Here is a 7576-nt window from a genome sequence, read left to right on the forward strand (position 1 = left end):
GGCCGGCGCGGTGCGCCGGGGCCGGGACGCGGGCTTCGGCTCGGCGAAGAACTCGGCGGCCGAGCGCTCGCCGCTTTCCACGGCGCGTACGGCGGCCATGAGCTCGGCGGCCTTGTCCGGGTCGCCCGGGTCGGAGGTCTGGCGGGCCTGATCGGCGTTGTCGGCGCCGGACGCGGTCACAGCGTGCTCCAGTCGTGATCGGGGTAGCGGTGCACCGGGGCCGACACGTCGTCCAGCGCCCGGCAGATCTCGTCGGGAAGCGTAAGGCTCTCCACTGACAGAGCCTCGCCGAGCTGCTGCGGCGTACGCGGGCCGATGACCGGTGCGGCCACCCCGGGCCGGTCGCGCACCCAGGCCAGCGCCACCTGGAGCGGGGTGACGGCCAGCCCGTCGGCGGCCGTGGCGACCGCGTCGACGATCCGCGCCGCCGCGTCGTCCAGATAGGGCTCCACGAAGGGCGCCAGGTGCTCCGAGGCCCCGCGCGAGCCGGGCGGGGAGGAACGTCGGTACTTGCCCGTGAGTACGCCCCGGCCCAGCGGCGAGGACGCCAGCAGTCCCACCTCCAGGTCCAGCGCGGCCGGCAGCACCTCCCGTTCCACGCCGCGCTGGAGCAGGGAGTACTCCATCTGGACGCCGGCCAGCCGGGTGCGCGTCCCCGGGGCGGCGAGCTGCCAGGTGGCGGCCTTGGCCAGCTGCCAGCCGCAGAAGCCGGCCACCCCCGCGTAGCGGGCGCGGCCGCTGGCCACCGCGGTGTCGAGGGCCTGGAGGGTCTCCTCCACAGGAGTGGAGGGGTCGTAGGCGTGGACCTGCCACAGATCGACGTGGTCGGTGCCCAGCCGTTCCAGGGAGGCGTCCAGCGCGGCCAGCAGATGGCCGCGCGAGCAGTCAAAACGGCGCTCCGGGTCGGGCACGCCACCCGCCTTGGAGGCGATCACCAGGTCCCCGCGGGGCACCAGGCCCTGCACCAGCCGGCCCAGGAGGTACTCGGCGCCGCCGTCGGCGTACACATCGGCGGTGTCCACCAGCGTCCCGCCGGCCTCCCAGAACGCCTTCAGCAGGTCCGCCGCCTCCTGCTCCCCGGTGTCCCTCGCCCAGGTGAGCGTACCGAGCCCGATCCGGGATACGCGGAGGCCGGTGCGGCCCACGTGCCTGTGCTTCATGGGCGTTGAGAGTACTTGCGGCCACGCGCTAGAGTCCCGGCGACGGGCACGTTACCGATCGGTAAGGGGACGCGGATGAGGCTCGGGATCAACCTCGGCTACTGGGGCTCCGGGATGGACGCCGACAATCTCGCGGTCGCCCGGGAGGCCGACCGGCTGGGCTACTCCGTGTGCTGGGCCGCCGAGGCCTACGGATCGGACGCCCCCACCGTCCTGGCCTGGGTGGCGGCCCGGACCGAGCGGATCGACGTCGGCTCGGCCATCTTCCAGATCCCCGCCCGCGCCCCCGCCATGACGGCCATGACCGCCGCCACTCTCGACACCCTCTCGGGGGGCCGCTTCCGCCTGGGGCTGGGCGTCTCCGGGCCGCAGGTGTCCGAGGGCTGGTACGGGGTGCGGTTCGACAAGCCGCTCGCCCGCACACGCGAGTATGTGGAGATCGTCCGCAAGGCGATGTCACGCGAGCGGCTGACCCACTCCGGCGAGCACTGGACGCTGCCGCTGCCCGACGGCCCCGGCAAGCCGCTGAAGCTGACCGTCCACCCCGTCCGCGAGCGGATCCCGCTGTACATCGCCGCCATCGGCCCGAAGAACCTGGAGCAGACCGGCGAGATCGCCGACGGCGCTCTGCTGATCTTCTTCGCCCCCGAGCACGCGGAGGAGACCACGCTCGGCGCGCTGCGCGCCGGCCGCGAGAAGGCGGGGCTGACCATGGAGGGCTTCGACGTGGCGCCCACCGTGCCGCTGGCCCTCGGCGACGACATCGACGCCCTGGCCGACACCTTCCGCCCCTACACCGCCCTGTACGTCGGCGGCATGGGCAGCCGCAAGCAGAACTTCTACAACCGGCTCGCCCGGCGCATGGGGTACGAGAAGGAGGCCGTGGAGATCCAGGAGAAGTACCTGTCCGGGGACAAGGAGGGCGCCGCGGCCGCTGTCCCCCGGCAGCTCATCGACTCCACCACGCTGCTCGGCCCCGTCGAGCGGATCGCCGACCGGATGCGGGCCTACGCCGAGGCCGGGGTGACCACCCTGTCGCTGACTCCGGCGGGCTTCACCCTGGAGGAGCGGATCGCCGCGCTGCGGGCCGGCGTGGAGGCCCTGGAGCGGTCCGGAACCGCCTCCTGAGATCCCGGAGAGGCAGGGGAGTCACCCGCCCCCCCCCACGCCCCGCGCGGCGTTCATGCCGGGGTGTGCCCGCGGCCGTGGCGGGGGCTCGAGGGTCCTCCCCGCCACGGCCGTCTCCCGGCACAACGGCGGGGGGCCGCCGGAGTTACGCGCGGCGCGGCGGACGGGTCCGTTCGGCGCAGGGACGGGGGTGAGCTGTTGCCGCCGCACGCCCGCACCGGTTGACTCGGACTTCCGCGGAAACGTCCACGGAAGGTGTCGGGCCATGCTGCGCAGAAGGGACCTGGTGCGGGAGGTCCTCGAGGACGACGCGTCCTTCCGGCTGCTGTGCTCCCTGGCCGCAGCGGCCGGGGAGCGCAACGGTGGGGAGAACCGCAGGATCGCCGCCCTCCTCCCCCGGGGCCGGCGCGACCTCGCCCCCGAGATGGCCCGGTACGGCGAGCTCCAGCGCGGGAACGCCCGGCTGCTGACCGGGCTGCTGGCCGCCTGCGGTCTGGAACCGGCCGAGGTGCCGCCCGCGGCGGACCACGCAGCTCTCCTGGAGGGGCGGGGGAGCTGTCCGGCACATGTCCGGATCCGGTGCGGACAGCCCCTGAGTGAACGGGACGTCCTCGCACACCTCGCCCACGGACACGCCGCCTCGGCGCGGGCCGCCGCCTGGTTCGGCCGTCTGGCCGGGCACACCTTTGGCCGTCCCGGGGCCGGCGAGACGGCCCGGGAGGCCGTCCGTGCCGAACGGGAGTACCTGGCCTGGTGCCGCGCGGCGATGCTGGGCTTCGCCCGCGCCGGCCATGTCGCCGCCGTCGAGCTGGCGCTGAGGGAGAACGCGCTGGCGGAGGCCCGTGCCCACCGCGACGCGGCTCTCGCCGTGCTGGCCCGCACCGGCCACCTGCTGGGATGGAGCACGGCCAGGTCGGTGGTCCTGGAGGGGTACGTCCAGGCCCGGTACGCCCGCGAGCGGCTGACGGGCCGGCGTCGCGCGGTGCGCCTGGACCCGCTTCCCCCGCCGCCCGGGCCCGCGCTCCCGTGCGAGACGGCTACAGCCGGCCCCGGCGCTTGAAGAGCCGGTACAGGCCGGCACTCACGGTGACCATCAGCACCACCACCCCCGGACAGCCCAGCGGGCGGGCCGGCTCGGGCATGTGGTCGAAGTTCATGCCGTACACCCCGGCGATCATGGTGGGGACCGCGGCCATGGCCGCCCACGCCGAGATCTTGCGCATGTCGTCGTTCTGCCGCACGCCCACCCGTGCCAGATAGGCCGACCGGGCGTCCTCCACCGCCAGCGGGTGCAGTCCGAACTCACGGGAGACCTGCTCGAACTCCTCCTCGGCGGGCTCGTACAGCCCGATCCACACGAAGGCGTCGCGATCCGACCGGGCCGCCCGGAACGCCTCCGTGAGCCCGGAGGGGCCCTCGGCGCGGCGTCCGGCCCGGTAGATCGCACAGTCCACAATCACACCCACGATTCTCCTCCGCCGGCCCGGCGGCGCGTGCGACGGCCACCCCTTCCCTGCCCCGCCCCCCCTCGGCCCGGCCCGCCTCGCCTACGCTGGCTGCCATGCCCACGCTGCTCCTCGTCCGGCACGGCCGGTCCACCGCCAACACCTCCGGACTGCTGGCCGGACGCACTCCCGGCGTCGAGCTGGAGGAGCTCGGCGCCGCCCAGGCCGCCGCCCTCCCCGATCGCCTGGCGGCGCTCCCGCTGGCCGCCGCCGTCCACAGCCCGCTGGAGCGCTGCCGCCAGACCCTGGCGCCGCTGGCCGCCGCCAGGCCGGAACTGCCGCTGCACACCGATGAGCGCATCGGCGAGTGCGACTACGGCGACTGGACCGGCCGCAAGCTCGCCGAGCTGAACGAGGAACCGCTGATGGCCACCGTCCAGCAGCACCCCTCGGCCGCGGCTTTCCCCGGCGGTGAGACGATGCGCGGCATGCAGACCCGGGCCGTGGAGGCCGTACGGGAGTGGAACGAGCGGATCGAGCGGGAACACGGGCCGGACGCCGCCTATCTGATGTGCTCGCACGGCGACATCATCAAGTCGCTGGTCGCCGACGCCCTCGGCATGCACCTGGACCTCTTCCAGCGCATCCACGTCGAACCCTGCTCGGTCACCGCCATCCGCTACACCTCGCTGCGCCCCTTCCTGCTGCGGCTGGGCGACACCGGCGACCTCGCCTCGCTCGCCCCGCGCGAGGCGGACGCCGTGCGCGGGGCGCCACAGGCCGGCGACGACGGCGCGGTCGTCGGGGGCGGGGCCTGAGAGCGCCGGGGGAAGCCCGCCGCATCGCACGGGTGTCCGCCCCCGGCACGGCGGCGGACACGGTGACGGGCGCCGTGGTCGGCACCGTGATCGCCGGGCGCAGTAGGGTGCCAGTGTCCCAGCAGTCGACCCGATGGAGCAGGACGTGTCCCGTCAGGTGTTCCTCTACGACCATCCGGAACGCTTCGTGGCCGGCACGGTCGGGCTGCCTGGCCGCCGGACGTTCTTCCTCCAGGCGTCCGAGGCAGGCCGCACCACCAGCGTCGCCCTGGAGAAGGCGCAGGTCGAGGCGCTCGCCGAGCGCATAGACGAACTGCTGGACGAGGTCGTGCGGCGCACCGGGGGCGGCGCCCCGGTCCCGGCCGTCGCGCCGGCCGGGACCACCGACAACGCCCCCCTGGGGTCTCCGGTGGATGAGGAGTTCCGGGTCGGCACCATGGCGCTGGCCTGGGACGGCGAGGACGAGTGCGTGGTCGTGGAGGCGCAGGCCCTCGTGGAGATCGAGGCCGACTCCGACGAGGACCTGGCCGAGGCCGAGGAGAGGCTGCTGCGGGATGACGAGAACGGCCCGCCGGTGCTACGAGTGAGGATCAGCGGCGCCACGGCCCGGGCCTTCGCCAAACGCGCCATGGAGGTCGTCAAGGCCGGCCGGCCGCCGTGCCCGCTGTGCAGTCTGCCACTCGACCCGGAGGGACACGTATGCCCGCGCCAGAACGGATACCGCCGCGGCCTGTGAGGCCGGAGGCGGGCACCGGCGCACCGTCGGCCGAACTGCTGGCCCGCGGTGAACTGACGGTGCGCGGGCGCCTCGGTGACGCCTCCAACGCGGTGCTGTACTGCACGGTCGCGGAGGCGGACCCGGACGGCGGGGGCGGCGTGCGGGGAGTGCCCTGCGTCTACAAGCCGGTGCGCGGGGAGCGCCCGCTGTGGGACTTCCCCGACGGCTCCCTCGCCCGGCGCGAGGTGGCCGCCTACGAGGTATCCGAGGCTCTGGGCTGGCATCTGGTGCCGCCGACCGTGCTGCGCGACGGCCCGTACGGCGAGGGCATGTGCCAGCTGTGGATCGGGCCCCCTCCGGACGGGGCGGAGGAGCCGGAGGAAGGCGGGGGGCCCCCCCCCGGGGAGCTGCTCGCACTGGTGGAGGAGGGGGAGCCGGGCCCTGGCTGGAAGCCCGTCGTCCCGGTCGGCGTGGGCGGGGACCGTACCGCGCTGCTGGTGCACGCCGACGATCCCCGGCTGCGCCGGCTGGCCGTCCTCGACGCGGTGATCAACAACGCGGACCGCAAGGGCGGGCACCTGCTGACCGCCCCGGACGGGCGGCTGTACGGCATCGACCACGGTGTGACCTTCCACACCGACGACAAACTGCGCACCCTGCTGTGGGGCTGGGCGGGCGAGCCGCTGCCCGGGGAGGCGCTGGAACCGCTGCGCGGCCTGTCCACCGCGCTGGCCGACGGCGCACCGCTCGCCATCCGGCTGGCCGAACTGATCACCCCCGCCGAACTGGAGGCCCTGCGCAAGCGGACCGAAGCGCTGACCGGCTCCGGCCGCCACCCGCTGCCCGGCGGCGACTGGCCACCCATCCCCTGGCCGCCCGTCTGACCTGCCCGTCCGATCCACCGGTCCGGCCCGTCGGCCCCGGCGGCAGTGCCCCGTCAAGTGGGCCGCGCCGGCCCCGGGCCCTGGTTCAGGCCATTACACGCATCCCGTTCGTTGACGGCACCGCGTGCCGGTTACGCTCATGACCATGCATGCCTGGCCCGCTTCCGAGGTGCCCGCCCTGCCAGGTCAGGGCCGAGACCTCAGCCTCCACGACACCGCGACCGGCGGACGGGTGACCCTCGCCCCCGGTCCCGTCGCCCGCCTCTACGTCTGCGGCATCACGCCGTACGACGCGACCCACATCGGGCACGCGGCGACTTACAACGCGTTCGACCTCGTGCAGCGCGTGTGGCTCGACACCAAGCGGCAGGTCCACTACGTGCAGAACGTCACCGACGTCGACGATCCGCTGCTGGAGCGGGCCGCCGCCACCGGTGAGGACTGGACGGCCCTGGCCGAGCGCGAGACCGCCCTCTTCCGCGAGGACATGACCGCTCTGCGGATGCTCCCGCCCAGGCACTACATCGGAGCCGTGGAGTACATACCCCGGATCGTTCCCGTCATCGAGCGGTTGCGGGAGACCGGCGCCGCCTACGACCTCGACGGCGACGTCTACTTCTCCGTCGCCTCCGACCCCCACTTCGGCGAGGTGTCCGGCCTGGACGCCGGGACGATGCGGCACCTGTCGGCCGAGCGCGGCGGCGACCCGGACCGTCCGGGCAAGAAGAACCCGCTCGACCCGATGCTGTGGACGGCCGCCCGTGAGGGTGAGCCCTCCTGGGACGGCGGCTCGCTCGGCCCCGGCCGCCCCGGCTGGCACGTCGAGTGCGTCGCCATCGCCCTGGACCACCTGGGCATGGGCTTCGATGTCCAGGGCGGCGGCTCCGACCTGGCCTTCCCCCACCACGAGATGGGCGCCTCGCACGCCCAGGCGTTCACAGGCCGGTACCCCTTCGCCCGCGCCTACGTCCACGCCGGGATGGTCGCCCTCCACGGCGAGAAGATGTCCAAGTCCAGGGGGAACCTCGTCTTCGTCAGCGCGCTGCGCGGCGACGGCACCGACCCGGCCGCCGTCCGCCTGGCCCTGCTGGCCCACCACTACCGTGCCGACTGGGAGTGGACGGACGCGGTCCTCGATGAGGCGGTGGCCCGGCTCGGGCGCTGGCGGGCCGCCGTCTCCCGCCCCGACGGTCCGTCGGCCGAGGCGCTGGTGGAGGAGATCCGCGCCGCCCTCGCCAACGATCTCGACGCCCCCGCCGCGCTGGCCGCGGTCGACCGCTGGGCCGAGCACCAGGAGGCGGACGGCGGTACGGACACCGGCGCGCCCGGCCTGGTTTCGCGGGCCGTGGACGCTCTGCTGGGGGTTGCGCTCTGAACCCGTGAGCAGGCGGCAGAGCACACGACGGTGATGGTGGGGGGGGGG

The 7576-nt window shown here is 74.4% G+C and carries 9 protein-coding genes; 6 read left to right on the top strand and 3 right to left on the bottom strand.

Annotation, left to right across the window (positions count from 1 at the left end):
- Both LJ221_RS05655 and LJ221_RS05660 read right to left on the bottom strand, forming a co-directional pair.
- Positions 1–180: hypothetical protein (locus tag LJ221_RS05655; RefSeq protein WP_241714313.1), on the bottom strand; the 180-nt coding region annotated here is incomplete at its 3' end.
- On the bottom strand, positions 177–1160 hold the full coding sequence (locus LJ221_RS05660; protein ID WP_241714315.1) for an aldo/keto reductase: 984 nt from the start codon (positions 1158–1160) through the stop codon (positions 177–179). The genes LJ221_RS05660 and LJ221_RS05655, both read right to left, overlap by 4 nt.
- 75 nt (positions 1161–1235) lie before the next feature.
- Here LJ221_RS05660 and LJ221_RS05665 point away from each other — a divergent pair, with 75 nt between their 5' ends.
- Together LJ221_RS05665 and LJ221_RS05670 are read left to right on the top strand one after the other, a co-directional pair.
- Entirely contained in the window at positions 1236–2288 is a 1053-nt protein-coding gene (locus tag LJ221_RS05665; protein WP_241714317.1) for an LLM class F420-dependent oxidoreductase, read from the top strand.
- A 265-nt stretch (positions 2289–2553) separates the two neighbouring features.
- Positions 2554–3348, top strand: a complete 795-nt coding sequence (locus LJ221_RS05670; RefSeq protein WP_241714318.1) for a ferritin-like domain-containing protein — start codon at positions 2554–2556, stop codon at positions 3346–3348.
- Here the strand turns inward: LJ221_RS05670 and LJ221_RS05675 are convergent.
- A complete protein-coding gene (locus LJ221_RS05675) occupies positions 3326–3748 on the bottom strand; it encodes a CorA family divalent cation transporter (protein WP_374228386.1) in 423 nt (140 codons plus the stop codon). The two genes, LJ221_RS05670 and LJ221_RS05675, sit on opposite strands and share 23 nt — an antisense overlap.
- 101 nt (positions 3749–3849) lie before the next feature.
- Between LJ221_RS05675 and LJ221_RS05680 the strand changes: the two genes are divergently transcribed.
- The 4 genes from LJ221_RS05680 (at position 3850) to mshC (ending at position 7528) form a co-directional block, all read left to right on the top strand.
- Positions 3850–4551: a histidine phosphatase family protein gene (locus LJ221_RS05680; protein ID WP_241714320.1), complete on the top strand. Its 702-nt coding sequence runs from the start codon at positions 3850–3852 to the stop codon at positions 4549–4551.
- 145 nt (positions 4552–4696) lie between these two features.
- Positions 4697–5287, top strand: a complete 591-nt coding sequence (locus tag LJ221_RS05685; protein ID WP_241714323.1) for a DUF3090 domain-containing protein — start codon at positions 4697–4699, stop codon at positions 5285–5287.
- On the top strand, positions 5251–6153 hold the full coding sequence (locus LJ221_RS05690; RefSeq protein ID WP_241714325.1) for an SCO1664 family protein: 903 nt from the start codon (positions 5251–5253) through the stop codon (positions 6151–6153). Before LJ221_RS05685 ends, LJ221_RS05690 begins: the two co-directional genes overlap by 37 nt.
- Positions 6154–6298: 145 nt before the next feature.
- A complete protein-coding gene (gene mshC / locus LJ221_RS05695) occupies positions 6299–7528 on the top strand; it encodes a cysteine--1-D-myo-inosityl 2-amino-2-deoxy-alpha-D-glucopyranoside ligase (RefSeq protein WP_241714327.1) in 1230 nt (409 codons plus the stop codon).
- The last annotated feature ends 48 nt before the right edge of the window (positions 7529–7576 follow it).

This window comes from Streptomyces sp. CNQ085 (assembly GCF_022614595.1).
Classification (GTDB): domain Bacteria; phylum Actinomycetota; class Actinomycetes; order Streptomycetales; family Streptomycetaceae; genus Streptomyces.

Bases quoted from the DNA above. Each gene is read 5' to 3' on its own strand.
- LJ221_RS05660 (WP_241714315.1), bottom strand. From the start codon at position 1,160: ATGAAGCACAGGCACGTGGGCCGCACCGGCCTCCGCGTATCCCGGATC.
- LJ221_RS05665 (WP_241714317.1), top strand. From the start codon at position 1,236: ATGAGGCTCGGGATCAACCTCGGCTACTGGGGCTCCGGGATGGACGCC.
- LJ221_RS05670 (WP_241714318.1), top strand. From the start codon at position 2,554: ATGCTGCGCAGAAGGGACCTGGTGCGGGAGGTCCTCGAGGACGACGCG.
- LJ221_RS05680 (WP_241714320.1), top strand. From the start codon at position 3,850: ATGCCCACGCTGCTCCTCGTCCGGCACGGCCGGTCCACCGCCAACACC.
- LJ221_RS05690 (WP_241714325.1), top strand. From the start codon at position 5,251: ATGCCCGCGCCAGAACGGATACCGCCGCGGCCTGTGAGGCCGGAGGCG.
- mshC (WP_241714327.1), top strand. From the start codon at position 6,299: ATGCATGCCTGGCCCGCTTCCGAGGTGCCCGCCCTGCCAGGTCAGGGC.